Source organism: Chryseobacterium sp. R2A-55 (assembly GCF_021401085.1).
GTDB lineage: Bacteria > Bacteroidota > Bacteroidia > Flavobacteriales > Weeksellaceae > Kaistella.
The window spans coordinates 55068-79060 of record NZ_JACBFP010000010.1; the positions used below are offsets into that span (position 1 = coordinate 55068).

Annotated in this window: 21 protein-coding genes; 12 read left to right on the top strand and 9 right to left on the bottom strand. The window is 40.1% G+C overall.

The window, feature by feature from the left end; translation table 11 throughout:
- Positions 1-18: 18 nt before the first annotated feature.
- Positions 19-1473: a T9SS type A sorting domain-containing protein gene (locus L0951_RS11165; protein WP_234111349.1), complete on the bottom strand. Its 1455-nt coding sequence runs from the start codon at positions 1471-1473 to the stop codon at positions 19-21.
- Between the two features lie 106 nt (positions 1474-1579).
- Here L0951_RS11165 and L0951_RS11170 point away from each other — a divergent pair, with 106 nt between their 5' ends.
- A complete protein-coding gene (locus L0951_RS11170; RefSeq protein WP_234111350.1) occupies positions 1580-2443 on the top strand; it encodes an aldo/keto reductase family oxidoreductase in 864 nt (287 codons plus the stop codon).
- 139 nt (positions 2444-2582) lie between these two features.
- Positions 2583-2942, top strand: a complete 360-nt coding sequence (locus L0951_RS11175; protein ID WP_234111389.1) for an RNA recognition motif domain-containing protein — start codon at positions 2583-2585, stop codon at positions 2940-2942.
- 122 nt (positions 2943-3064) lie between these two features.
- Here L0951_RS11175 and L0951_RS11180 read toward each other — a convergent pair whose 3' ends face one another.
- The 3 genes from L0951_RS11180 to L0951_RS11190 form a co-directional block, all read right to left on the bottom strand.
- Positions 3065-4843 carry a DUF4153 domain-containing protein gene (locus L0951_RS11180; protein ID WP_234111351.1) on the bottom strand — a complete coding sequence of 593 codons (1779 nt, stop codon included), beginning with the start codon at positions 4841-4843 and terminating at the stop codon, positions 3065-3067.
- 99 nt (positions 4844-4942) lie between these two features.
- Positions 4943-5416, bottom strand: coding sequence for a BlaI/MecI/CopY family transcriptional regulator (locus tag L0951_RS11185; protein ID WP_234111352.1), 474 nt, complete (start codon positions 5414-5416; stop codon positions 4943-4945).
- A gap of 30 nt (positions 5417-5446) precedes the next feature.
- Entirely contained in the window at positions 5447-6049 is a 603-nt protein-coding gene (locus L0951_RS11190; RefSeq protein ID WP_234111353.1) for a phosphatase PAP2 family protein, read from the bottom strand.
- Positions 6050-6167: 118 nt separating this feature from the next.
- On the opposite strand from L0951_RS11190, the gene pdhA reads away from it, so the two are divergent.
- The 10 genes from pdhA to L0951_RS11240 all read left to right on the top strand — a co-directional run bounded on the left by pdhA (position 6168) and on the right by L0951_RS11240 (position 16535).
- Positions 6168-7169, top strand: a complete 1002-nt coding sequence (pdhA, locus tag L0951_RS11195; RefSeq protein ID WP_234111354.1) for a pyruvate dehydrogenase (acetyl-transferring) E1 component subunit alpha — start codon at positions 6168-6170, stop codon at positions 7167-7169.
- A gap of 158 nt (positions 7170-7327) precedes the next feature.
- Positions 7328-8938, top strand: coding sequence for a pyruvate dehydrogenase complex dihydrolipoamide acetyltransferase (locus L0951_RS11200; RefSeq protein ID WP_234111355.1), 1611 nt, complete (start codon positions 7328-7330; stop codon positions 8936-8938).
- A gap of 127 nt (positions 8939-9065) precedes the next feature.
- Positions 9066-9731: an ABC transporter ATP-binding protein gene (locus tag L0951_RS11205; RefSeq protein WP_234111390.1), complete on the top strand. Its 666-nt coding sequence runs from the start codon at positions 9066-9068 to the stop codon at positions 9729-9731.
- Between the two features lie 56 nt (positions 9732-9787).
- The gene (gene radC, locus L0951_RS11210; RefSeq protein ID WP_234111356.1) at positions 9788-10465 is read left to right on the top strand and encodes a RadC family protein; all 678 of its coding nucleotides are present in this window, start codon (positions 9788-9790) and stop codon (positions 10463-10465) included.
- Positions 10462-11337, top strand: a complete 876-nt coding sequence (locus L0951_RS11215; protein WP_234111357.1) for a hypothetical protein — start codon at positions 10462-10464, stop codon at positions 11335-11337. Before radC ends, L0951_RS11215 begins: the two co-directional genes overlap by 4 nt.
- A 39-nt stretch (positions 11338-11376) precedes the next feature.
- Positions 11377-11886 carry a hypothetical protein gene (locus L0951_RS11220; protein WP_234111358.1) on the top strand — a complete coding sequence of 170 codons (510 nt, stop codon included), beginning with the start codon at positions 11377-11379 and terminating at the stop codon, positions 11884-11886.
- Between the two features lie 9 nt (positions 11887-11895).
- The gene (locus L0951_RS11225) at positions 11896-12507 is read left to right on the top strand and encodes an inorganic pyrophosphatase (protein WP_234111359.1); all 612 of its coding nucleotides are present in this window, start codon (positions 11896-11898) and stop codon (positions 12505-12507) included.
- Between the two features lie 143 nt (positions 12508-12650).
- Positions 12651-15392: a sodium-translocating pyrophosphatase gene (locus L0951_RS11230; protein WP_234111360.1), complete on the top strand. Its 2742-nt coding sequence runs from the start codon at positions 12651-12653 to the stop codon at positions 15390-15392.
- Positions 15393-15660: 268 nt separating this feature from the next.
- On the top strand, positions 15661-16047 hold the full coding sequence (locus L0951_RS11235; RefSeq protein ID WP_234111361.1) for a rhodanese-like domain-containing protein: 387 nt from the start codon (positions 15661-15663) through the stop codon (positions 16045-16047).
- 215 nt (positions 16048-16262) lie between these two features.
- Positions 16263-16535 carry a DUF4242 domain-containing protein gene (locus tag L0951_RS11240; RefSeq protein WP_234111362.1) on the top strand — a complete coding sequence of 91 codons (273 nt, stop codon included), beginning with the start codon at positions 16263-16265 and terminating at the stop codon, positions 16533-16535.
- 116 nt (positions 16536-16651) lie between these two features.
- Here L0951_RS11240 and ligA read toward each other — a convergent pair whose 3' ends face one another.
- From ligA to L0951_RS11265, 5 genes are all read right to left on the bottom strand, one after another.
- A complete protein-coding gene (ligA, locus tag L0951_RS11245) occupies positions 16652-18655 on the bottom strand; it encodes an NAD-dependent DNA ligase LigA (RefSeq protein ID WP_234111363.1) in 2004 nt (667 codons plus the stop codon).
- Positions 18656-18781: 126 nt separating this feature from the next.
- Positions 18782-20854 (bottom strand): thiamine pyrophosphate-dependent enzyme, encoded by a 2073-nt coding sequence (locus L0951_RS11250; RefSeq protein WP_234111364.1) that lies wholly within the window; start codon positions 20852-20854, stop codon positions 18782-18784.
- 106 nt (positions 20855-20960) lie between these two features.
- A complete protein-coding gene (locus tag L0951_RS11255) occupies positions 20961-22142 on the bottom strand; it encodes an acyl-CoA dehydrogenase family protein (RefSeq protein WP_234111365.1) in 1182 nt (393 codons plus the stop codon).
- 54 nt (positions 22143-22196) lie between these two features.
- A complete protein-coding gene (locus tag L0951_RS11260; RefSeq protein WP_234111366.1) occupies positions 22197-22922 on the bottom strand; it encodes an NUDIX hydrolase in 726 nt (241 codons plus the stop codon).
- Positions 22923-23072: 150 nt separating this feature from the next.
- On the bottom strand, positions 23073-23582 hold the full coding sequence (locus L0951_RS11265) for a hypothetical protein (protein ID WP_234111367.1): 510 nt from the start codon (positions 23580-23582) through the stop codon (positions 23073-23075).
- Positions 23583-23993: the final 411 nt, after the last annotated feature.

The window sequence follows — 23993 nt, forward strand, 5'->3', positions numbered from 1 at the left end:
CTGGGTCTGGAGTATCAATTATTTAATAATCAATTTGTTGGAAGACTTTTTGCCTTCAGACTGATAAACCAAAACATAAGTCCCGGGATTTGCTTTCACAGAAACTGTATTTTTTCCCTTGTTGACCAAGCCTGAGAAAATCATTCTTCCGGCCATATCCGAAATAATGATATTCCCTGATTTTTCTGCATCAAAAGTAAATGTTCCATTACTTGGATTTGGGTAAAGGGTGTTTTTTACGATAGCATTTTCAACGGTTGCCAAAGGTTGTGCACACAGATAAGACGAAAAATCCACCAATCCCAAAGACGCATTATCATTCTGGTGAAAAATCACTTCTTCCACCATCGCATCATCAGAAAACTCGTCTTCTCTCCAGCAGTTATTCTTTGCGCTTACTGCATTGGGAGTATTGTTATAGAGCGCATAAATCTGGCCGCCGTTTCCATTGTTCTTGAATACGTTTTGACCAACACTTCCCAAAGTTCCGCCGCCAAGATCTGCAGTAGTGGTACTTACCAAGGTAATTCCCCACAAACTTCCTCTGATCTGGTTTTTCTCAATTTTGAAGGATCCGTTTCCGTAGAGGTTGATTCCGCTTCCACCATTTGCAGGAACTGTTTCTACATTATTATTGGTCAAAATATTATTTGAAATCGTTCCGGAACAATTGTTTCCGGTGATGGTGATTCCGTAGCGGTTGTCGGTCACTGTATTTCCATCAATCAAAACCGTATTGGTTACTCCCAAAAGTGAAGAAACTGAAATTCCGCCCACTTTGTCATTAAGTCTGTCTCCGTTAATGGTATTATTCAAAATCTTGGTAGTTCCACCGGTTCCGCTTGCTCCCATATTGATTTGCGGGCGGTTCGAGTTGAGTTTGGTGTTTTTGGAAAGGAAGTTATTCGTGAATTCCAGCGCAACTGAAGAGTTCGCTCCGGAAGCAACTGCCGGTAAATCATTTTCAATAAACTGCGAATTTTTTACTACCGGATTTCCTGTAGAGAAATTTACGGCGGCTCCGGTTGACTGTCCGGCTTTGTTATACCTCACGATGCAGTTATCCATCATAAAATTTCCGGTAAGTGCCTGAATTCCACCACCATATTCAATCGTGGTGTTTTTGAAGGTGACATTTGCCGTGGATTCCAAACGCATGCCTTTCCACACGTTGGCCGGATCGGTTGCGGTTATTTTAAAATTAGTGGCAGTAGTATTATAGGTTCCAGCAATGGTAAGCAGAATTCCCGGATTGATTTTCAAGGTGGTATTTTCATCCATATTCAGGATGTCTCCTGCAGAAATAATCACATTCGCAGTCATGGTGTAATCGGTTCCATTATTTACTACAACTGCAGGTGCTGCCGCCGAAAGCGAAGCCAGATTATAGGTGATACCAGTACCGGGTGAGGTAAACTGGGAAAAAATCCATGTTGAAATTAAGGATAAAAGAAATAAAGAAAGTTTTTTCATTGCTTAAAATTTTTGTCAAAGATAAAATTATTATGTTAATAAAAAAACCCGTCAGATACTAAGAATTTCAGTTGCAATTGATTATTTTTGAGCAAAATCAAGCAAAATGAAGTTTTCACCGATCATTGTCGGAACCATGAGGTGGGGAATTTGGGGCGCAAATCTTTCCGGAAGAGAAGTCCAACGTTTAATTGAAACATCGTTATATTTAGGACTTTCCACATTTGACCATGCCGATATTTACGGAAATTATACCACAGAAAAACTTTTTGGCGATGCATTTTCCGAAATGAAAATCAATAGGGAAGAAGTGCAGCTGATTTCCAAGTGTGGAATTGAAATGCCATGTGAAAATCGAGATTTCAAAGTGAAGTCGTACAACTATTCAAAGGAACATATCTTAAGTTCGGTGGATAAAAGCCTGGAAAACTTAAGAACCGATTATCTTGATCTGCTTTTGATTCATCGGCCATCACCATTGATGAATCCGGAGGAAATTGCTGAGGCATTCGGTATTCTAAGAGAAAGACATAAAGTCAGACATTTCGGCGTCTCTAATTTTTCTGCTTCTCAGTTTGATTTGATTGATGACGCTTTCCCTTTAGTCACCAATCAAATCGAAATCTCCATCAATCATACCGATGCTTTTTACGACGGTACTTTAGACCAAATGATGCTCAGAAAGCTTCAACCAATGGCATGGTCCGTCATGGGAAATTTTTTCACCGAAAATTCTGTTCAAAATTTTAGAATCAGGAAAGTGTTGGATGAACTTTGCCCAAAATATGGTGCAGAAGAAAGCCATATTCTTTTAGCGTTCATTTTGAAACATCCGGCAAGAATTCTCCCAATCATTGGTACCTCGAAATCAGAAAACATCCGTAAATTCAGGGATTTTTTGAGCCTAAATCTGGAAAGAGAGGACTGGTTCAGACTTTTGGAAGCCTCTGTGGGAAAGGAAGTTAAATAATCTTGTGACGAAAAAAGTTGCATTTCTAATTAATAGTTGTATCTTGCACCCGTTTTTATATCCGAAATCAATATTTGTTCATCCATTGTTGAGTTTCATTTATAATTTCAGCATGTATTAATTTTTAATTATTTTTATGATGAACATTTTTGTTTCAAACATCAACTATGCAACCAAAGAAGAGACGTTGCATGATTTATTTTCAGAATTTGGCGAAGTAACTTCTGCCAAAATCATTACCGACAGAGAAACTGGAAGATCCAGAGGATTTGGATTCGTGGAAATGGCTGACGAGGAAGGAAAAGCTTCCATCGAGGCATTGAACGGGAAAGAATTGGACGGCAAAGAACTTAACGTTTCCGAGGCTAAACCAAAAGAACAGAAACCAAGAAGAAGTTTCGACAACAACCGTAGCGGAGGTTACGGTGGCGGAAACCGAGGTGGAGGTTACGGAGGTGGAAGCAGAGGCGGTTACGACCGAGGAGGTTCCAACTGGTAACATTTTCAGAAAAATATGGAAGCGGCTTTTGAGCCGCTTTTTTTGTGGAAATTTTCTTCACCAGAATGCCGAATCGCATACTTCAGATTCTGGGAAAATAAAATATCAAAAGATGGACTTTTCTATTTTTGTCTGATCAAAATATATGCTTCATTATAGAATATCTGCTCCTTTTGGTATTTTTCGCGGATGAGATTATCGAAAACCATCTTCAAATGGTAGTTTCCGAGGTCGCTTTCGAAAGATATCTCCGGAACAGTAATTTGCCCGGATTGATTTTTATACTGATTTAAATATTGAAGGATCAAAGGTGATACATCCCAATATTCTCTCCCGTTTAAAGTGACAGCTAATATTTTTCCGGTATTTTCCTGCCGGGAAACCGTAAAAATATCACCATTAAATCTCAAATCTCCCATCTTGTACTTTGCGGCAGAAGCAACGTATTCGTAACCGGCGATGGAATGGAACTTATTTTCTGAAACGATTTCTAATCGGTTTTCCTGATGGGACTTCTCCGTGGTTTGTATCTGGGTAAAATGGTTCTGGATCATGTTGTGGATTTCCCAATAATCCCTTTTGCTGATTGATTTTGCTAAAATTTTCTGGTCATCAGAATTCAAAAATGTAAACAAAAATTCCTGTTCGTTTCTCTTGGCCAAAAAGTTGAATTTGCTGGAGATCTCGTCTGCAGCCAAATCCGAAACTTTCTTATTAAAATTGATTTTTCCATCTTCCAATAAATTATTTTGGGTCAAGATATTTTTCAGTTCCGTTTTCTGGCTTCCCTTCGCCACTGAAAAGGTGTTGAGATAAGGCATCATTAATGAGAAAACTCCGAAAGCAAACAAACTGACTGGAATAAATTTAATGGTAGTTTTTCTGAAAAAAACAAAATACAGCACCACAAAAGTCAACCATATCGCGAGAATTAAAACAAAATATCTCGGTTCGGTGTAGCCATATGCCAAGATTCTGGTGAAAATTGCCGTGAATAAAAGAACGATGAGCGGAATTAAGGTGTAAAAGAAGATCCTCGGGAAAACCTTTACCCAAGATTTTTCTGAATCCTGTTTCAAAGGATAAACGAGAAGAAAAGCCAAAATTCCCACTATGGAATACGCCAAAACCAGATAGGAAACCCAGCCTCTCGGAAGTTCCCAATGGATAAGAATTTTTGCGGAATAGAAATACAGGATTACCGAATAGATAATCAACAGCGGGATCAAAATATACTGTGTAAAAAACTTCAGGATAATCGGGTAACGATCTACTCGCTCAAGAAACTTCAAGCCTTTTTCATTAAATAGAAGGAATATGAAGCAACTGCCGAAAATACCCAGAAACTGAAAAGTCTGGAAATAATATTTCCCTTTAAAATTAAAGTCGAAAAGTTGATCAACCGCCAAAATTGCCAAGAGAACTCCGCCTGTTAAAACTCCCGTGAAAACAGCAGTCAGAAAAGTGTTGATGAATAAACTCTTATTATACTGCCAAAAATTAAGTTCGCGTTTTTGTCCGAAAAATGGAATAAACGATACCAAAAGGTGCGACAGAATAAAAGTCGGAATCAGCAGAAATGCATCAACTTCGGTGAAATCCTTCTCGGAATCAGGGAGCAATAGATAAAGGAAAACCAACAAAACAACAGCGAAAAACTCCATAATCAAACCCATTCCAATCCTTTGCGAAAGCATATTCAGCGCAAACATCAATGAAATCCCCAAACAGCAAACCAGGGCGAATTTCACGAAAATAAAATTGGTAGCAACTGCATCGAAGTTCTTTTCGGCAAAGCAAATTAAAGAAACTGCCGCCAAAAAGGCCATCAGCAGAACCATGGGATATTTCCGGATCACGTTGCCGGATATTCCGAAGATTTGTTGGATTTTATGAAGCATAAATGTTGAATTCTTTTTGTGGGCAACTATATTTGGAATCGACGTAGATATAAGGGAAAAATAGCCATAAGCGAAATGATCAGGTACTTTTCTCGAATCCTATTTTTTCTTTTTCTTTTTTGTCTTCTTTTTCTTTTTTTCCGCCTTCAGTTCCTCTACAAACTCGGATATTGCGTCGCTTGTCACTACTTCAGGAGCTTCCTTCACCGGAACCACTGTGGCCTTAATTTCAAAATGCTGGTTAAAGTCCGATGGCTTTAGGTGTTTTTCATCGAGCATCATTTTCAGGAGTTCATTTGCGGAACCTGCAAAATAATGGTCAAGAAAGTTCCTCAGCTGAAATTTTTTATAATCATCAAAAGGGACGGCAACGGTGTATCTAAAAATCCGACCTTCTTTTTCGGTGGTCAAAAATTCTTTTTCCACCAAGATTTTTAGAAATGTGGAAATCGTGTTTTGGTGCGGTTTCGGTTCCGGATAATGCTCTATGATTTCCCGTAGATAGCCGGAATTCAGTTTCCAGAAGATGTTCATCAGTTGTTCTTCGGAAGGAGTGAGGTGGTTTATTTTCATAAAAGATTGCGTATTACTGATTACTCAACGCTAATTGCTGATCATTATATTGGCATAAAGGTAAATAAAAGAAACGGAAAGAGCGATTATCGCTCCAGAAATCACTTCTTTGACGGTATGCCTTTTCAAAATTATCCTGGTGTAACCTACAAGAATTGCGATTCCGAACCACAGGATTCCCAACTTTATATTTAATGCAAAAAATAATGCCGCCACATAAACATTGAAAGCAGTGTGCATCGAACTTTTAATAAAATAATTGCTGAGCTGCATCAGTAAGAGCAAAACCATTAGAAAGCTGACTACCAAATCGATTCGATCAAACCTAAAGTATTCATAAACCAAATAAACGGCAATCGCTGCAGCAATAAAAGAATACAGGCTTTTCCGCTGATTTCTGTTTGAAACATCCATATTCGAATAATTCCCCCGCTTCACGTTCCAGAAAATCCAAACTGTAATCGGCAAAATCATGATCAAAATAATAGGAAGGAACTTCTGCAACGCTTCCTGCGCACTCATCCGCACAGAGCTGAAATAAGCCAGATAAAGAACCAGCGAGGTCATTGGATTAAAAAAATTCGAGAAGAATTTGGAAAAAGCGATCACCGTCCGATTGTTTCTTTTCAGCATAAGATTATTTATCTTTCAAAAATAATGTTTTCGTAGTAATAATATGAAAAAAATCTGTTTTTCCATTATCGGAAAACACGAATATAATTCGTATTTTTGCATCATATTTTCAATAAGCATGAAAGAATTTTCAAAAGAAGTGTACCTTAAGTGGTATGAAGAAATGACGATGTGGAGAAGGTTTGAAGACAAATGCCGTTCTCTTTACCTAAAACAAAAAATCAGAGGATTTTTACATTTATACAACGGTCAGGAAGCGATTCCCGCAGGTTTCGTCCATGCAATGGATATGACCAAGGATAGCATGATCACTGCTTACCGGTGCCACATCCATCCAATGGCGATGGGAGTGGACCCGAAAAGAATCCTCGCTGAACTTTGTGGAAAAGCTACTGGGACCTCCGGCGGAATGGGTGGTTCTATGCACATTTTCAGCAAGGAAAAAAGATTTTATGGTGGTCACGGAATCGTGGGTGGCCAAATTCCTTTGGGAGCTGGGATCGCGTTTGCAGACAAATATTTCGAAACAGGCGGCGTGAACATCTGCTTCTTCGGAGATGGTGCTTCCCGTCAAGGTTCACTTCACGAAACGTTCAACATGGCGATGAACTGGAAACTTCCGGTGGTATTCGTGGTTGAAAACAACCAGTATGCAATGGGAACTTCTGTGAAAAGGACCGCAAACCACGAAGACATCTACAAACTAGGTTTGGGATACGAGATGCCTTGTTTACCTGTAGATGCAATGGATCCCGAAAAGGTTGCTGAAGCCGCATACGAAGCGATTGAGAGAGCAAGAAGAGGAGACGGACCCACTTTTATTGAAGCCAGAACTTACCGATATAGAGGTCACTCCATGTCCGATGCGGAACCATACCGTACTAAAGACGAAGTTTCAGAATATAAGAAAGGAGATCCGATCGAAATCGTGAAAAGGAGGATTCTGGAAAATAACTGGGCTACTGAGGATGAGTTGAACGCAATTGACGAGAAATCAAGAGATTTCGTGGAAGAATGTGTGGATTTCATGGAAAACTCACCATATCCGGATCCTGAAAAAGTTTACGAATATGTTTATGCACAGGAAGATTACCCATTCCTGGACAAATTGGAAAACTAATAATTTGATAATGAGATGATTTGAAAATTTGAAAATTGTTAGATTTTCGTTTTTTCAATTAATTTCTATTTTAACTACTAATAAAGAATAAATTGAAATTTTGAAATAGCATTATTATTTTCAAATTTTCAAATTGAATAAATTTTCAAATTTAGATTATGGCAGAAGTTATTACAATGCCCCGTCTTTCCGATACAATGACGGAAGGTAAAGTGTCCAAATGGCACAAAAAAGTGGGAGATTCCGTAAAAGAAGGCGATGTTTTAGCAGAAATAGAAACCGATAAAGCCGTTCAGGATTTCGAATCCGAAGTGAACGGAACTCTTTTGTATATTGGAACTGAAGAAGGTGGATCCTCACCGGTAGATTCTGTTCTGGCAATTATTGGCGAAGCAGGCGAGGATATTTCAGCATTAAAAGGCGGAAATGCAAATGCGGGTGTTGCCGGAAAACCGGAAGAAAAGAAAACCGAAGACAAACCAACTAGCGTGGAGCAAGCCAATGCGGAAATTCCTGCGGGAGTGGAAGTAATTACCATGCCGAGATTATCTGATACAATGACCGAAGGCAAAGTTGCGAAATGGCATAAAAATATTGGGGATGCGGTGAAAGAAGGCGATATCTTGGCGGAAATTGAAACGGATAAAGCAGTTCAGGATTTTGAAGCAGAAGTAAAAGGAATCTTGCTTTATCAAAGTGTAGAGGAAGGCGGCTCGAGTCCGGTGGACACCATTTTGGCGATTATCGGTCCGGAAGGAACAGATGTTTCAGGAATCGTAGCAGGTGGTGGAAAAAAACCATCCACAGCCAGCAATCAGCAAACGGCGGAAAAACCAACGGAGACCAAAACAGTTGACCAACCGAAAGCATCTGCCTCTTCTGGAGACCGCATTGCAATTTCTCCTTTGGCAAGAAAAATAGCCGAAGAAAAGGGAATTAATGTGCACGATGTGAAGGGATCCGGCGAAAATGGACGAATCGTAAAAAAAGATATCGAAGGATTTACTCCAAACACTGCACAAGTTGCGGAAAAATCTACAGCAGCACCGGTTGAAGCCACCATAGCACCGGCAATGAATTTTGTTCAAGGAGAAGATTCCGAGACGACGAATTCACAGGTAAGAAACATCATCGCTAAACGACTTGCAGAAAGCAAATTCTCTGCTCCCCACTATTATCTGATGGTGGAAATCAATATGGATAAAGCGATTGAAGCAAGAAAAGAAATCAATTCTTTGCCAGATACCAAAATTTCTTTTAATGATATGGTAATCAAGGCCACCGCAATGGCACTGAGAAAACATCCTCAGGTGAATTCATCATGGGCAGGAGATAAAATCATCCACCACGGAAATATCAACGTGGGAGTTGCAGTCGCAATTCCTGATGGATTGGTGGTTCCTGTACTGAAAAATGCGGATCAGATGAACTACAACCAAATCGCTTCATCGGTAAAAGATATGGCAGGAAGAGCAAAATCAAAAGGTTTGAAAGCCAATGAAATGGAAGGATCAACATTCTCTGTTTCGAACCTGGGAATGTTCGGAATTGAAACCTTTACTTCCATTATCAACCAACCGAATTCCGCAATTCTTTCTGTAGGCGCGATTATTGAAAAACCCATCGTGAAAAATGGACAGATCGTGGTAGGAAACACCATGAAACTTTCATTGGCTTGCGATCACAGAGTAGTAGACGGAGCAACCGGAGCACAATTCCTTCAGACCTTGAGAACCTATTTGGAGCAGCCCTTAACTTTGCTGCTGTAATAAAAAGCGTTAACAACGCTGAAAATATTCAAAACCCTTTCAATATTTCGAATAATGAAAGGGTTTTTTATTAAAACCCGAACCATTAATAAAATAGTTTCAATCAAATTCACTATTTTTGAACCTTATGATCAGAGCGAAAAATATACATAAATCCTATGGGGATTTGGAAGTTTTGAAAGGAGTGGATCTCCATATTCTGGAAGGAGAGGTGGTGTCCATCGTGGGTGAATCCGGTGCTGGAAAATCCACACTGCTGCAAATTCTGGGTACCCTCGATTCACCGACTGATCCAAAAGCTTTCGGAACTCAGATTGCTTTAGCCGGAAATTCCTTTATTGAAATGAATGACCGCCAACTCTCAAAATTCAGAAATGAAAATATTGGATTCGTTTTTCAGTTTCACCAACTATTACCGGAGTTTACCGCATTGGAGAACGTACTCCTTCCCACGAAGATTTCTGGAAAAAACGAAAGGGAATCTTTAGAAAAGGCCTATTCGCTATTTGAGGATCTGAATATTGTACACAGACTTCACCACAAACCTAGTGAAATGTCTGGAGGAGAAGCTCAGCGAACTGCCGTTGCAAGAGCTTTGATCAATTCCCCGAAAATCATTTTTGCTGATGAACCCACAGGAAACCTGGATTCAAAAAACGCCGATGATCTGCACCATCTTTTCTTCAATTTAAGGGATAAGTACAACCAAACCTTCGTCATCGTCACCCATAACACGCACCTTGCAGAAACCACTGACAGGAAGTTGGTGATGAAGGACGGACTTATTATTTAAGTAGTAGAGTAGTTTAGTATTTTAGAATTCAATTAAAAAAAACCAAGCGGAGTAGAATGTCGATAAAATTCCTGGCAGAAGATGACCGACCCAGAGAGAAGTTCCTGCTGAAAGGCAAGAACGCACTTTCTGATGCGGAGCTTTTGGCAATCATCATCAAGATGGGACATCAGGACGAATCGGCGATTGAATTGGCACGAAGGATTTTGAAATCAGTGGACCATAACTGGAATGAGTTAGCGAAATTATCTGTAAAAGATCTGACCAAATTCAAAGGAATCGGACCGGTAAAGGCTATAGAGATTTTAACCGCTGTAGAAATAGGGAGAAGAAGGGCAGTTCAGGAAGTTCCGGAAAAAATGCCAATCAGCAATAGTGAGGATACTTTCAGGATCTTGCAGCCTTTCTTGGGGGATTTGCAAACGGAAGAATTTTGGGCAATTTTCCTGAACCAAAGCAATAAGGTGTTGCTCAAATCCCGGTTGACTTCCGGCGGAATCAACCAATCTGTGGTAGATGTGAGGATTTTGTTCAAAACCGCACTCGAAAATTTCGCAACCGGAATCATCGTGGCTCATAATCATCCATCCGGAAATTTGAAGCCAAGTCAGAATGACCTGAATATTACCAAACAAATTTCGCAGGCTGGAAAAATACTGAACATCCAGCTGATAGATCACCTGATTATCACCCAAAATTCGTGGTTCAGTTTTGCAGAAGAAGGATTAGTATGATCAGTAAACTGAAATATCACGAGATAGATTTCCAGAAATATTCGCACTGCATTGAAAATTCTGTCCAGAAAAATTTCCACGCACAAAAAGAAATCCTGGATGAGCTTTGCGAAAATTGGGAACTTTTGGTTTTTGAAGATTATCGTTTCGTGATGCCTGTTCCGATCCGGAAAAAATTCGGATTCCGCTTTGTGGTAATGCCACTCTTTTGTCAGCAATTGGGAGTATTCGGTCCGGAGAAAAACCCAAATATGGAGCAGGAATTTTTGAATTTTTTTCAATCACATTACCGAATTTTGACCTATTCCTTTAATTTTCAAAATTCTTTTCAATCAACATTAAAAACCAAAAAAAATTATTGGATCGGACCCACTGAATATGCGATTTTGAGAAAAGATTATTTCAAAGGCCGAAAATCCACAGTGAAAACTGCGCAGTACCTGGAGTTTAAAGAGTTTTCACTTAAGGAAAACCTACGCTTCATTAAAAATAACTTTAAAGGTCTGGATAAGAAAAACGACCAGGAAAAATTCTTTAGATTCCTTCACTTTCTTGATGAAAAAAACAGGCTGCGAATATTTGGATCCTGCAAAGATCAGGATTTGACAAACTTAGCGATCCTGATTGAAGATGGAGATGGCTTTTCGTTATTGGGACTGATCAATGACGAACAATTCCGTAATGATAATGGTGCGTCATTTCTCATTGACCGCATTTTGAAAGAGAATATTTCCGAAAAACCCTTCAGTTTTATGGGCGGAAGCATACGCGGAATAGAGGTTTTCTTTAAAAGTTTCGGATCGGAACTGCAAGAATACGCTATTATCGAAAATTCTGTAAAGGATTTGATGACTGACTTCTTCAAAAAGTAGCAAATAATTAGTAATTTTGCACCCTTAAAGAAACTTTGGATGATTCTTTCACCTTATTTGCCTTATGCATTCGCTCTGCTTATTGCGGTGCCATTTCTGATTCTGTTCAGACATTTTGTGTTTAGCTTTATCAAACTGAAAAATCAGGAACTAAAAATGATCACAGTGAAGGGGGCTTCAGGACAAAGGATTCATGCTTACGAAAGATTGACGCTGTATCTGGAGCGTTTGAAACCAGCGAATCTCGTGACGAAATTCGATCCTAATTTGGCGGTTTACGAATTCCTTTTCCTTACGGAGAAAACCATTAACGAAGAGTTTGACTACAATGCGTCGCAGCAACTTTATCTGCCCAAAAATACGTGGTCAAATATTGTAACCAGTAAAAATAATGTAATTCACCTTCTGCATAAAACTTACGACAGCATTAGTAATGATGCAACTTTGCAGGATTTTAAGACCGTATTTTTAATGAATTACGTGAATGGGGAGGATTATATTTCGCAAACCCTAGAAGACTTAAGAAGAGAAAACCTGATTATAAATTAAATAGAAGTAATGATACCAAATTTTAAAGCCCATCCATGGCATGGAATCACAGCAGGAGAGGATGTACCGAATGTAGTGAATGTTTTTATTGAAATAGTTCCGTCCGATACCATCAAATATGAAGTGGATAAGTCTAGTGGATATCTGAAAGTGGACCGACCACAACAGTTTTCGAATATTATTCCGGCCCTTTATGGATTTATTCCAAGAACGTATTGCCACGACGAAGTAAGAGATCTTGCCATTGAAAGTGGAGCAAATGACGTCACTTCCGGGGACTTGGACCCTCTAGACATCTGTGTGTTGAGTTCACACAACATCCATTCCGGTGGAATGTTAATGGAAGCGATCCCCATCGGCGGTTTCAAGATGATTGACAAAGGAGAGGCGGATGACAAAATCGTAGCGGTGATGAAGGGAGATCATGCCTTCGGACATTTCCGCGATATTTCAGAGCTTCCGCAAGCAGAAGTGAAAAGATTGATGCATTACTTCCTGACCTATAAGAATTTGCCGGATGAACCCGCAAAGTGCAGAATCCAGGAGGTTTACGGATCTGAAGCAGCCAAAGAGGTCATCTTGGCTTCGATGCGAGATTACGCAAATAAATTCGGAGGATAAGCAATAACCCGAAATTACGATTAATAAAGGCAGATGTTATTTTCTGCCTTTATTTTTTTATGGAAATTCATTGAAAATTTAAAATAATTGTGTATTTTCGGAAAATCTTTTCGTTAACAAAATTTAACATTAAATAATAATCTATGGATCTATTCATTTTAGTACCGATTTTCGGTATTATTGCGCTGATTTACACATTCATACAAAGTTCTTGGGTGAGGAAGCAAAACCCCGGAAACGAGAGAATGCAGGAGATTAGCGGTCACATCGCCGATGGAGCAATGGCTTTCTTAAAAGCAGAATACAAAATCATGCTGTATTTTGTTGCCATTGTAGCGATTCTGCTAGGTGTGATGGGTGCTTCCAATGCCAATTCCCATTGGTCGATTGGTATTGCCTTTGTTTTCGGAGCGATTCTTTCAGCAACCGCAGGATTTATCGGTATGAAAATCGCCACAAAATCAAACGTCCGAACAGCAGAAGCCGCCAAAACCTCTTTAGCAAAGGCTTTGAAAGTTTCCTTTACCGGAGGTTCCGTGATGGGAATGGGGGTAGCCGGATTGGCGGTTCTTGGTTTAGGAACGATCTTTATCGTCATCAGACAAATTTTTGCACCAGGTTCAGGCGTTGATACCCTTGAAATGGAAAGGACCATTGAAATCATTACTGGTTTTTCACTGGGAGCTGAATCCATCGCACTTTTCGCAAGAGTGGGCGGCGGAATCTATACCAAAGCGGCCGATGTGGGCGCCGATTTGGTAGGAAAAGTGGAAGCCGGAATTCCCGAAGATGATCCAAGAAACCCAGCAACCATCGCCGATAATGTGGGAGATAACGTGGGAGATGTTGCCGGGATGGGAGCCGACCTTTTCGGTTCTTATGTGGCAACAGTTTTAGCGACCATGGTTTTGGGTAGAGAAACCCTTTCAAATGATATGTTTGGTGGTTTTGCACCTATCCTTTTACCGATGTTGATTGCTGGAACCGGAATCGTGTTCTCCATCATCGGAACTTTATTTGTGAAAATCAGTGAACAAACCGAATTGGACACCGCCCCTGTTCAAAACGCTTTGAACTTTGGAAACTGGGGAAGTATCATTTTAACTGCTATTTCATCTTATTTCCTGGTTAATTACCTGATGCCGGAAACCATGTCTTTAAGAGGACACGAATTCACGAAGATGGGAGTTTTCGGCGCAATCATCGTGGGGTTAATTGTAGGTACTTTGATGAGCATTATCACGGAATACTATACGGCAATGGGAAAACGCCCAGTGAAAAGTATTGTGAGACAATCTTCCACAGGTCACGCTACCAATATCATCGGTGGGCTTTCTGTAGGAATGGAATCCACACTTTTGCCAATCATTGTTTTGGCGGGTGGAATTTATGGTTCTTACCTTTGTGCAGGACTTTACGGAGTTGCAATTGCTGCGGCCGGAATGATGGCTACAACAGCAATGCAGTTGGCAATCGATGCATTCGGACCCATTGCTGACAACGCCGGAGGGATTGCTGAAATGAGCGAATTGCCAAAAGAAGTTCGTGAGAAAACAGATATTTTAGACGCGGTTGGAAACACTACCGCTGCAACCGGAAAAGGTTTTGCAATTGCTTCTGCTGCTTTGACGGCTTTAGCGCTTTTTGCGGCATTCGTAGGAATTGCAGGAATTGATGGAATTGATATTTACAGAGCTGATGTTTTGGCCGGATTATTTATCGGTGGGATGATTCCTTTCATTTTCTCCTCCTTAGCGATTACTGCTGTAGGAAAAGCCGCGATGGCAATGGTGGAAGAGGTTCGTCGCCAATTCCGTGAAATCCCTGGAATTCTAGAAGGGAAAGCCGTTCCAGAATATGAAAAATGCGTGGCGATTTCTACCGATGCCTCCATTAAGAAAATGCTTTTGCCGGGTGCAATTGCTATTGTTTCTCCACTTTTGGTTGGATTTATTTTCGGACCTGAAGTTTTGGGAGGTTTTCTTGCTGGAGCAACTGTTTCCGGAGTCTTAATGGGAATGTTCCAAAACAATGCCGGAGGAGCTTGGGATAATGCAAAGAAATCTTTTGAGAAAGGAGTCGATATAAACGGGAAAACGTATTTCAAAGGTTCGGATCCACACAAAGCTTCCGTAACCGGCGACACTGTGGGAGATCCGTTTAAAGATACCTCCGGACCATCAATGAATATTTTGATCAAACTGATGTCCATCGTATCGCTGGTCATTGCACCTACTTTGGCAGTGCTTCACAAAGACCAGATTGACCAGAACAGAAAAGCGAAGTTGGAAACCCTGCAAAAAGCAGTTACGGGAAGCTCATCTCATGAAACTTCTGCTGCTGTGGAAGATTCAGCAGGATATGATCTGGCAAAACCAACCGGAACTTTAAATGAAACCGGAGATTATGTTTATAATGTGGGAAATCCAACAGTGATCAAACTTCCGAACGGTGATGTTCTGAATATTGGTGAAGCAAGCCAGATAGCATCATTAGCAAATGGAATCGATAAAAAGGACCCCACTTTATTGAACCAAGAAAAGTGGTTTACCATTGAAAATCTTTATTTCCAGACCGGTAGCGAAAAATTGAAGATGGGTTCTGAAGCTCAATTGGATAATATCGCGAAATTGCTTACCGCTTATCCGAATTTGAAATTGAAACTCGGTGGTTACACAGACAATACCGGAAATTCAGAAAGTAACAAAACATTGTCAAATCTCCGTGCACAAAGTGCGAAACTGTATCTGATGAACTTAGGAATTGCAGCCGACCGCATTGAAGCAGAAGGTTATGGTTCACAGTTCCCAGTTTGTGCGGCAAACGACACGGACGAATGTAAAGCACAAAACAGAAGAATTGATGTTCGAGTTTTGAGCTTCTAAAAAAAAATTAAATAACACAAATCCCGGCCGAAAAGTCGGGATTTTTTGGTTGAATAGTAGATTGATTTCTTTGCTCAGCCCATTAATCATTTTTCATTGATAGATTTCCTTAATTCAAATTAATAATTTTTTGTAATTTAGACGTATGCAAAAATATTTCGAAATATTCGCTTTTTGTTGAATTATCATTTGCAAAAAGTCCATGTCTTAGTGAAATTTTAGTTTAGATCCAAAAAAAGACAAATTTTAACCATAAAAATTAGTAACCATGAAACAAAAAACCGCAACCGATTTGGTGAATGAAGCAAAACAGAAAATCGAAAATCTGACTCCGCTTCAAGTACAACAGGAATTGGAAAAAACCGGAACAGTGCTCATTGACATTAGAGAAACGGAAGAATTAGAAAAAAATGGAAAAATCCCAGGTTCGGTACATGCTCCGAGAGGAATGATTGAATTTTATGCAGATCCATCACTTCCATATCATAAACCTGAATTTGACAAAGAAAAAAGGATTATACTCCAATGTGCATCTGGTGGCAGATCTGCATTGGCAACCCAAACCCTTAAACAAATGGGATATTTAAATATAGCCCACCTTGACGGAGGATTAAACGCTTGGAAGGAAGCGGGATTACCAACTGTTAAGGAATAATTAAAGAGTTTAATTCTTCTGAGGGGGACATTTTATACGGTTCGCTTAAGATGGGTTTTACCAGATTTTTTTTAATAATTTAGATTTAAAGTTGAAGTCCGTCCTTGAATTTCATGTCCGGTTAAAAAAGTTAAAAAGTGGAGTCCAGCGACCACTATAAAAACGGGGCGTAACCCGAAAAGCCATATGAGTAGGAATAAAATAAATTAATAACAATGCCAAAGTATGTAATTGAAAGGGAAATTCCCGGCGCAGGAAAATTAACTGCCGAACAACTGAAAGGAATCTCACAAACTTCCTGTGGAGTGCTCAGTAAAATGGGACCGCAAATTCAATGGGTACACAGCTATGTGACCGGTGACAAAATCTACTGTGTCTATATCGCTCCAAATGAAGAAATGGTTCGTGAACATGCTAAACAAGGCGGATTCCCTGCGAATTCGGTAAGTGAAGTTGTAAACATTATTGACCCGACCACTGCTGAATAACAACTAAAGTTACAATCAGTAAATTATAATGGGCAGGAAACTGCCCATTGTAAAAAAAAATTGAAAATGGATGGCTCAATGAGTTCTACCTAAATTCACGACGAAGCAAATGACATTCAACCATTGATTAAATCCAAAAACTGCTGTTCATCCAAAATAGTGACGGTTCCCAGTTCCTGTGCTTTTTTCAGTTTGCTTCCGGCTTTTTCGCCGACCACCAGATAATTCAGATTTTTGGAAACCGCAGAGATATTTTTACCACCGTGTTTTTCCACCATTTCTTCCGCGGATTCTCTGGTGAAAAGGGATAGCTTTCCGGTGAAGAGGAAGGTTTTGTTTTCCAAAGTGTTACTTAGGACTTCGGTGGCATTTTCTCCTTTTTCCAGTTGAACTCCGTAAGATTTCAGCCTTTCGATCATCACGATATTCTCTGGATTTTTAAAGAAATCTACAATGCTTTCCGCGATTTTTTCACCGATGTCTTCCACTTGTATCAGTTCCTCTACGGACGCATTTTTTAACGCATCAATCGATTCAAAATTCTTCGCTAATTTCTTGGCAACCGTTTCTCCAACGTGTTTGATCCCAATTCCGAACAGGACTTTTTCGTAAGGAATCGCTTTTGACTTTTCAATGCCGTCCAAAATATTTTGTGCAGATTTTTCAGCCATTCTTTCTAAAGGCAGTAGCTGCTCTTTAGTCAAGGTGTATAAATCCGCAGGATTTTCTATCAGTTTTTCACGGTTCAGTTGAGCGATGGTTTCCTGTCCCAAACTTTCTATGTTCAGCGCTTTTCTGGATACGAAGTGAATCATTCTGCCGATCACTTGTGGCGGACAATGCATTTCATTCGGACAAAAATGAATCGCCTGATCTTCAATTTTTATCAGTTCGGTGCCACATTCCGGACAGTTTTTGATGTATTGGATTTCGGGATTTGCAGGATTTCTTTTGCCCAAATTGATGCCCACGATTTTGGGAATAATCTCGCCGCCTTTTTCCACATACACGAAATCACGCTCGTGCAAGCCGAGTTTTTTAATGATATCCTCATTATGCAAACTTGCCCTTTTCACGATGGTTCCGGCTAACAAAACAGGTTTCAGATTGGCGACCGGAGTAATTGCACCTGTTCTTCCGACTTGGTAGGTGACTTTTTCCAGTTCGGTTTCCACCATTTCGGCTTTGAATTTATACGCTATTGCCCAACGCGGGGATTTCGCGGTGTATCCTAGCTGTTGTTGCTGTTTTAATGAATTAACTTTCAAAACAATTCCGTCAATTTCAAACGGCAGCTGATGTCGCTTTTCATCCCAATAATTAATGAAATCTTTAACCTCGTTCAGATTGGAGCACAATTTCGCGTTCTCGGAAATCTTGAATCCCCAAGTTTTGGCACTTTGCAAAAGTTCCCAGTGCGTTTGCGCCGGAATGTCATTAGCAATAAATTGGTACAAGACTGCTGATAAACATCTTTTTCTCACTTCCCCGGAATCCTGGATTTTCAAACTTCCAGCGGCGGTATTTCTTGGGTTCATAAAAAGGTCCAGTCCTTCTTCTTCGCGTCTCGCATTAATTTTGTCGAAGTTTTTTCGGGTCAGATAGATTTCTCCACGCATGAAAAACCACTCCGGGAAATCTCCCTTTAAAACCAGTGGAATATCTGAAATGGTTCTTACATTCGCGGTGATTTCATCTCCCTGGAATCCATCACCTCGTGTTACAGCCTCCTTCATCTTTCCGTTTTCGTAAAGGATGGAAATGGAAGCACCGTCAAATTTCAGCTCAGCTACAAATTCCACCGGATCACTGATCGTCTTGATGATGCGGTTTTCCCAATCTTCCAAATCATTGAAATCATAGGAATTATCCAGAGAATACATTCTGAACTGGTGCTGAACGGTTGGGAAATTCTTGGTGATTTCGCCACCCACACGAAGAGTGGGGGAGTTGGGATCGAAAAATTCCGGATGGAGATTTTCCAACTCCTGAAGTTCTTTCAGTTTGGCATCAAATTCAAAATCCGAAATCGTAGGTTCATCGAGAACGTAATAGTAATAATTATGCTGATGAAGCTCCTCGCGAAGCTCAATTATTTTCTGTTGGATATTTTCAGACATTTTTGGATAAAAGTTTTAATTTAAATTTCCACAGACGGGTTTATGGAACCTTTAGTCTAGGCAAAATTAGTTAATGCCTTTGATTTTAGGAACAGCTGTGCAAATACAGGAAATGGGTGGGCGAAATTACAGGATAAAAATTTCCGTGATTTTCTCCCTCAATTTTTCGGCATTCGGCAACATTTCTTTTTCTAGAACCAGGTTGATTGGGATGGCAGGCAAATTCAGCGATCCTACTGTTTCCACTGGCAAGTCGAGATGTTGGAAACAGTTTTTAGAAATCCTATGTGCAAAAGCTTCCGCAAAGGAGTTCTGGATTTGTTCCTCAGTCAAAACGATACATTTTCCATGAAGTTTTACTCTTTCAAAAACGAGTTTTTCATCCAAAGGAATCAGGGTCCGCAAATCGATGATTTCAACTCTTCCTTCAAAAGATTTCGCCGCTTCTTTCGCCCAGTAAACCCCCATTCCATAAGTGACGATCACCAAAGTTCGGCCTTTTTCAATTTCAGCTGGATCGGCTTCCAAAATAATGTTCGCTTTGCCGAAAGGCAAGATATAGTCTTCATCCGGCTCGATAGTTTTTGCTTCTTCAGTTCCCGGTACTTTGCTCCAGTATAATCCTTTATGTTCCAGCATGATGACCGGATTCGGATCGTAGTATGCGGCTTTTAACAACCCTTTAAAATCTGCAGCATTACTTGGATAGGCGATTTTGATTCCTTTAATATTTGCCAGAATACTTTCCACGCTTCCGCTGTGATAAGGACCGCCTCCTCCGTAAGCGCCGGTTGGAACACGGATGATGTTCGAAACTGGAAATTTTCCTCCACTTAAATACGAAGATTTTGAAATTTCTGTAATCAATTGGTTGATTCCGGGATAAATGTAATCCGCAAACTGAACTTCCACGATTGGTTTTAAACCCACTGCACTCATTCCCACAGTGGAACCGATGATATATGCTTCTTGAATCGCAGTGTTAAAAACCCGTTTGTTTCCAAATTTTTGACCTAAAGTCACGGTTTCCCGGAAAACCCCACCAATTCTTTCTCCCACATCCTGTCCATAAAGCAACGCTTCCGGATGTTTCCACATCAGTTCCTGAATGGCATGAATGGCTGCATCCACCATCACGATTTTTTCGGTGGCTTGATCCGGAACTCTGATCCCTTTTTCTTCAGTAACCGGAGTAGGTGCGAAAACAAAATTTTCAACTGTTTCCGGTTTTGGATCTTCCGCTTCGATCGCTTTTTGAAAGGCTTGTTCAGCTTCCAATCTGGCTTTTTTCTCAATTTGTTTTAAAAGATCTTCATCAACTCCGTCTTCCAATAATCTTTTTCTGAGGATATTTCCCGGATCTTTCGCCCGGTGTTTTTCCAAATCCGCTTCATCTCTATAAAATTCCCTTCTCACGCCGGATGTATGATGCCCGATCAAAACGGTTTTTGCACACACCACCATAGGTTTTCTTTCGGTTCGAACGAAATCGACTGCGTTTTTCATCGCCTCGAAACTTTCCACAAAATCGGTTCCATCAACTCTCATTCTGTTCATTCCGGTAAAACCTGCCACAAAATCGTATGCATCGGCAGTTCTTGCTTCCTCTTTGGTTACCGAAATTCCCCATTCGTTGTCCTGAACCAAGAAAATAATCGGCAACTGGTGAAGTGCGGCAAATTGAAACGCTTCCGAAACTTCGCCTTCAGTCACCGAATTATCGCCAAGTGAGCAAACAACCACAGGATTGTTCTCAAACTGCTGCAGATTGAATTCCTGGATGTATTTGATTCCTTGCGCAACTCCGGTCGTAGGAATAGTTTGCATTCCGGTTGCCGAACTTTGATGGATGATTTTCGGTTTATCTTCTTCAAGGCTTGAAGGATGTGAATAATAGGAACGCCCGCCAGAAAAAGGATCGTGAGCTTTTGCCAATAGTTGCAGCATTAATCGGTAGGGTTCAAAACCGATCCCCAAAAGCAGACTTTCATCGCGGTAATATGGGGAAACCCAATCGTCTTTGGTTAATTGATAGGCTGTTGCCAGCTGAATCGCTTCGTGTCCACGGGAAGTGGAGTGCACGTATTTTGTGATATTTCTGTTTTCTTCATAAATGTCTGCCATTGCTTTGGCGAGCATCATGTGGTTGAAAGCTTTGAGCAAGATTTCCTGAGAGATGTTTTCCTTAGTCAATTCCATATTTAACAAAGATAATGATTTTGGTGAAATGTTGAGGCTGCTTGTCAGATATAAAAAAACCTTGAAGTGTAAATTTTCAAGGTTTTGATATTTAATGATTTAGGGTTTATCCAAAGGCGCTAATTCCGGTAATATCCAGTCCTGTAATCAGGAGGTGAATGTCGTGTGTTCCTTCATAAGTAATTACGGATTCCAGGTTTGCAGCGTGGCGCATCATTGGGAATTCACCCATGATTCCCATTCCGCCCAGGATTTGCCGAGATTCTCTCGCAATGTCAATCGCCATTTTCACGTTATTTCTTTTCGCCATTGAAATATGAGCCGGACTCGCTTTGTACGCATTTTTGAGATTTCCTAACTGAAGGCACAGCAATTGCGCCTTGGTGATTTCGGTTAAGAATTCAGCCAGTTTTTTCTGTTGGAGTTGGAATGAAGCAATGGGTTTTCCGAACTGTTTTCTCTCTTTGGAATATTGTACCGCGGTGCAGTAACAGTCAATCGCAGCACCAATCACTCCCCAGGAAATTCCGTATCGGGCAGAGTTTAGGCAGGATAAAGGTCCTTTTAATCCAATGACATTTGGCAAAAGGTTTTCTTTCGGAACTTTCACATTATGGAAAACCAGCTCGCCGGTTTTCGATGCTCGAAGACTCCATTTATTGTGGGTTTCGGGAGTGGTAAATCCTTCGAAACTTCTTTCTACAATCATTCCCTGAATTTTTCCATCCTCATTTTTTGCCCAAACCACAGCGATGTCGCAAAGTGGAGCATTGGTAATCCACATTTTCGCGCCATTTAATAAATAGTGGTCGCCTTTGTCCTCAAAATGGGTTTCCATGGAACCAGGATCTGATCCGTGATTAGGCTCCGTTAAACCAAATGCGCCAATCATTTCGCCAGAGGCCAATTTGGGGAGGTATTTCATTTTTTGTTCTTCTGAACCAAACTCGTTGATTGGAAACATGACCAAAGAACTTTGAACGGATGCCGCTGAACGAACGGCAGAATCGCCTCTTTCAAGTTCTTGCATGATGATTCCGTAAGAGATTTGATCTAATCCAGAACCACCGTATTCAACCGGAATATATGGGCCGAGTGCGCCAATTTTACCCAGTTCCTGCATTAAATTTGGAATATCGTGATGATTTTGTGCGGCTTCATCGATTTTTGGCATCACAAAACTTTCAACCCAATCACGTACCGATTGCCGGATTAATTTGTGTTCATCGGTGAGGAGTTCGTCCATTAAATAGTAATCCGGTATCGCTGAAAGTGGGTAATATGACATAATTTTTTTATTTGGCTAAAATTAAGATTTTTTGGGAAGATGATGAAATTTTAACTAATTTAAAAGATTTAATTTTTCATTTTTGAAACGGTAGAGATAGGGTGCTTTGTTCGCGGAACCATCAAAGAGTTTCTCCAAACGCTCCAAAGAATTCATGCCCAGAATTTTACGTTGGAAATTATTTCTCCTAAATTTTTCATCAAGCACGGTTTCATACACGGTTTGCATTTGCTTCATGGTGAATTTTTCGGGAAGAAGATTGCTTGCAACAATTTGAGTATCAATGTTTTTCCGGATGTGTTCCAAACCTTTGGCAATAATTTTCTCGTGATCGAAAGCCATCTTCGGGAGGTTTTTCACCTCAAACCATGCACATTCCTCATTCAATGCACTTGGAAAAGTGTCCGCTACTGAAAAGTCGATCAAGCTGCAGTAGCCAACCGTAATGAAACGCTGAAAAATCCAATGGTCTTTTGGAACTTCGATGCCTTTATTCTTTAACAAAATTCGGTGGACGTTATTTTCAGTTCGGTCCAAATCGCCAAAAGTGTGAAACTGGGAGAGGAAAATATCTTTCAGGAGTGTTCGCTCGTAAAGCACTCTGGTTGCGGCAATGTCTAAATCCTCATTGTTAAAAACGAAACCGCCCGGAAGAGACCACAAATCCAAATCGTGGTATTTCAGGAGCAAAACTTTTAGAATTCCTTCGGAGAATCCAAAAATCGTGCAGTCCACTGAGACGTGCTCCAAAAAGTCTTTGGTGTCGATTAAATCCTGCAAACTTTGCTTGTTTTTCGAATCATCTATCATCATAGGAAACAAAAATAACAATTAATTTCTTTATTGGGACATAAAAAAAATGGGCGAATAATTCTTAAAAAAAGAAGAGCTCTGCTAATTGAGATTCTTCAAATTTTATTTTGTAGTGGGCTACTTCTCCTTCATTTTCTGATCTACTGCGGTGCAATCTTCTTGCTTCAGGATATGACCTTCATATTTGATTTTTGTATAGTTGGCATAAACCTCTTTTTTTCCTTCGGTTTTGTGATCTCCGATTCCTTCAATCAAATTTCCATCTTTTCTCAGGTAGAAGATTTCCCGCTCAGAAGTCATACCTTCGGATTGGAACGTGTAGTTTAACTTGAGGGTATCGCCGTTTTGATTTCCCACAATATCGCCAAAGGAACTGTCTTTTTCAAAATTCTTGTAGCGCAGTTTTCCGGTAAAAGTCCCCAGATTATCGTCCAAAGTCAGAAAAATGGAATCTTTTTCGGTATTTGCCATAAAGCAGGTTTGAAGGGTAGAGGGTTCAACCGGTTCATTTGTTTCGGGCACGGTGAGGGAATCGGATGGTGTAGCGGTCATTTCCGGTTCAGTGGATTTTTTTTCACAGCTCATCACAAAAAGTACCATTGATAAGGACAAAATAAGATTTTTCATAGTCAATAAACAGGGTTTAAAACAAGGCTTGAAGATACTAAAATTTAAGGAATTGAAGCTTAATAATATTATGTTAAATAAAATTGCAGATCATCCATTTTGGCAAAGGCTAAGAATCTGGTTTTCGGAACGCTTAAATCTCGTTTATTGGATATTTGGTTGCGGAAATTTTCCCGGCGTCGTCAACAATAATTTCCAGGTTTTAAAAAAACGTAATCCAGTTGCGAAGAAGTAGTCCTTCAAAGATGGAACTGTATTTATGAATATTGATTGCGCCATATTTATTGCAGGCAAAAATTTTGGTTTAACTGTTTTTTTTTAATTTCAGCGTTCAAAAATTCACCGAGTTTATTTTTTCAAAGGAAAATTAATAGGACGAAGAATCCCTACAAAATTCAGATTGGTGGCAGA

Coding starts and splice junctions, on each gene's coding strand:
- L0951_RS11225 (WP_234111359.1), top strand. CDS start 11,896: ATGATACCAAATTTTAAAGCCCATCCATGGCATGGAATCACAGCAGGA.
- L0951_RS11185 (WP_234111352.1), bottom strand. CDS start 5,416: ATGAAAATAAACCACCTCACTCCTTCCGAAGAACAACTGATGAACATC.
- L0951_RS11180 (WP_234111351.1), bottom strand. CDS start 4,843: ATGCTTCATAAAATCCAACAAATCTTCGGAATATCCGGCAACGTGATC.
- ligA (WP_234111363.1), bottom strand. CDS start 18,655: ATGTCTGAAAATATCCAACAGAAAATAATTGAGCTTCGCGAGGAGCTT.
- L0951_RS11265 (WP_234111367.1), bottom strand. CDS start 23,582: ATGAAAAATCTTATTTTGTCCTTATCAATGGTACTTTTTGTGATGAGC.
- L0951_RS11205 (WP_234111390.1), top strand. CDS start 9,066: ATGATCAGAGCGAAAAATATACATAAATCCTATGGGGATTTGGAAGTT.
- L0951_RS11250 (WP_234111364.1), bottom strand. CDS start 20,854: ATGGAATTGACTAAGGAAAACATCTCTCAGGAAATCTTGCTCAAAGCT.
- L0951_RS11165 (WP_234111349.1), bottom strand. CDS start 1,473: ATGAAAAAACTTTCTTTATTTCTTTTATCCTTAATTTCAACATGGATT.
- radC (WP_234111356.1), top strand. CDS start 9,788: ATGTCGATAAAATTCCTGGCAGAAGATGACCGACCCAGAGAGAAGTTC.
- pdhA (WP_234111354.1), top strand. CDS start 6,168: ATGAAAGAATTTTCAAAAGAAGTGTACCTTAAGTGGTATGAAGAAATG.
- L0951_RS11235 (WP_234111361.1), top strand. CDS start 15,661: ATGAAACAAAAAACCGCAACCGATTTGGTGAATGAAGCAAAACAGAAA.
- L0951_RS11200 (WP_234111355.1), top strand. CDS start 7,328: ATGGCAGAAGTTATTACAATGCCCCGTCTTTCCGATACAATGACGGAA.
- L0951_RS11230 (WP_234111360.1), top strand. CDS start 12,651: ATGGATCTATTCATTTTAGTACCGATTTTCGGTATTATTGCGCTGATT.
- L0951_RS11240 (WP_234111362.1), top strand. CDS start 16,263: ATGCCAAAGTATGTAATTGAAAGGGAAATTCCCGGCGCAGGAAAATTA.
- L0951_RS11170 (WP_234111350.1), top strand. CDS start 1,580: ATGAAGTTTTCACCGATCATTGTCGGAACCATGAGGTGGGGAATTTGG.
- L0951_RS11255 (WP_234111365.1), bottom strand. CDS start 22,142: ATGTCATATTACCCACTTTCAGCGATACCGGATTACTATTTAATGGAC.
- L0951_RS11220 (WP_234111358.1), top strand. CDS start 11,377: ATGATTCTTTCACCTTATTTGCCTTATGCATTCGCTCTGCTTATTGCG.
- L0951_RS11215 (WP_234111357.1), top strand. CDS start 10,462: ATGATCAGTAAACTGAAATATCACGAGATAGATTTCCAGAAATATTCG.
- L0951_RS11175 (WP_234111389.1), top strand. CDS start 2,583: ATGAACATTTTTGTTTCAAACATCAACTATGCAACCAAAGAAGAGACG.
- L0951_RS11190 (WP_234111353.1), bottom strand. CDS start 6,049: ATGCTGAAAAGAAACAATCGGACGGTGATCGCTTTTTCCAAATTCTTC.